We start from the raw sequence: 1,584 nt of genomic DNA on the forward strand, positions 1-1,584 counted from the left end.
TTATTTTAGAATGTCCCTCTTCTTAATTTAACATTTTATTTCAAATTAATTAATTTTTTCATGCCTCGTAAAATCATTAACTAGAACACCTGAATTATAAGAAAAACTATGTATTCCTTTAATGTTTTTAAAAAAATTTGGTAAAACATTTATAAAAACTTCTTCCTCGTATTCATTTTCTGTTAGAACATTTATTTTTGATACACCTAGTGAAGCTCCATACATATCAAAATCTTGTCTTTGAAAAACTCTATAGAGATGGTTTTTTTCAGAGTAAATCATTCCTCCATTTCTTGCTTTTTGTGAGTCAAAAATAACTGGATTTAATGAATGTGGTTTCCATGTTGTTGAATCAATACTATCAGCATAAAAAATATGTAATTCAGAAGAATAATCATTTAAATTAGATGATTCTAAATTTGTAAAAAGCCAAAATTTATTATCAAACTTAAAAATATTTGTATCCACGGCACTAATATTCTTCATTAATATTTTATGAAGCTTCCATTTAAGAGGAAATTCAATACATTTATAAATTCTAATATCTTTTGCTTCATGAGTTTCGGGCACCATAAATAAATGTTCATTAGATTTGATTAAAAAAGGATATGATAGGTGAAATTTTTCTTCAATCGCGACTCCAATTTCCTTGTAACCTTCAGAGTTAATCTCATAAGCTGATATTACTCCTTTTTTGACGCTAAAATTATAGTCTTCAACAAAAACAACTGTCTTATTATTATAACTAATAACAAATGGATCGGCTAAAAATCTATTCTTAGGATTTTTAATAATTGTAGATTTTCTTAAAATTGGATTTTTCCAATCTTCAGTGAATTGATAAGCAACATTCCATCTGAAAGACCATCCAAAAAGTTTGCTCAATATTTTTTTTGTACCTAGTATGAAAGTTTTTAGTAAATATAAAATTGATTGATGTGACCTGGGTATTTTGTATATTTGATTAGAATAAGATTTTTTTGGGTGGTAATTGATATTATTAATATCGATTGATAATTTTTCTAAAGTTTTATGTAAAAAAATACTTGATTTTAAATAAAGATTACAAACATTTAGTTTATAAAAAAAAGACGTGGGAATATTTGCTTTAAAGATTATATCTCCTCCATCTAGCACTTTTGAAAGACGTTGAATAACAAATCCAGTCGATGGTTCACGATTATAAACCTCCCAGAATCCAGGCGGGCCACCTCTATAAAAATCATTGTCTCCATGATGAAATGAAATAATACCTAATTGGCATACGTTCAAAATTTCACCCTGTAATATACCACTACCACCTCTTACTAGTACATCTAAATTAAGATTTTTTATTTTATTGATGTCTTCGGTCTTATAGCGATAGTATAAACCTGATGACGATACTTCTGGTTCAACGTATATTTTCTGAACTTCAAATTTTGAAATCGAGTGTTTTAAAAAAAAGTCTTTAAATTTATTTTTTTTCTTAATTATTTGAGTTTCTATTTGATCAATAAATTCAAATATGAGGCGATCAATAAGTCTCGAAATACCTTTTGTTTTTATATAATTTATTAATTTATCAACAAAATTTTTATTTTT

The 1,584-nt window shown here is 26.1% G+C and carries 1 protein-coding gene; it reads right to left on the reverse strand.

Going from position 1 to position 1,584, the window contains the following annotated elements; translation table 11 throughout:
* Nucleotides 1-45 precede the first annotated feature (45 nt).
* The coding region (locus ACTT83_RS00145) for a glucosamine inositolphosphorylceramide transferase family protein (RefSeq protein WP_440918242.1) at nt 46-1,584 on the reverse strand (1,539 nt) is incomplete at its 5' end.

It is taken from the genome of Candidatus Pelagibacter sp. (assembly GCF_052049775.1).
Classification (GTDB): Bacteria; Pseudomonadota; Alphaproteobacteria; order Pelagibacterales; family Pelagibacteraceae; genus Pelagibacter.